Source organism: Cuspidothrix issatschenkoi CHARLIE-1 (genome assembly GCF_002934005.1).
Classification (GTDB): domain Bacteria; phylum Cyanobacteriota; class Cyanobacteriia; order Cyanobacteriales; family Nostocaceae; genus Cuspidothrix; species Cuspidothrix issatschenkoi.
Genome location: NZ_PGEM01000110.1, coordinates 32802 through 33001, shown reverse-complemented (window position 1 = coordinate 33001; position 200 = coordinate 32802). Strand labels below are relative to the sequence as shown.

The 200-nt window shown below is 55.5% G+C and carries 1 rRNA gene (only partly in view); it reads left to right on the top strand.

Features of this window, described 5'->3' with window-relative positions:
• Window positions 1–200 (top strand): 23S ribosomal RNA (locus CUN59_RS21765); its annotated part runs 309 nt beyond the window's last position; the annotation flags it as partial.

The following is a 200-nucleotide window of genomic DNA, read 5'->3' as shown; positions in this document are numbered from 1 at the left end:
TCCAAGCGTGCGGAGGGAACCTTTGCGCGCCTCCGTTACCTTTGAGGAGGCGACCGCCCCAGTCAAACTGCCCACCTGAAACTTTCCTCTCTCCGGCTTACGGAGATGAGTTAGAATTCTAGCTTCGCCAGAGTGGTATCTCACCGTTAGCTCCTTACTCCCCACAAGGAATATCTCATCGCAACCTGGGGCGGAAGTAC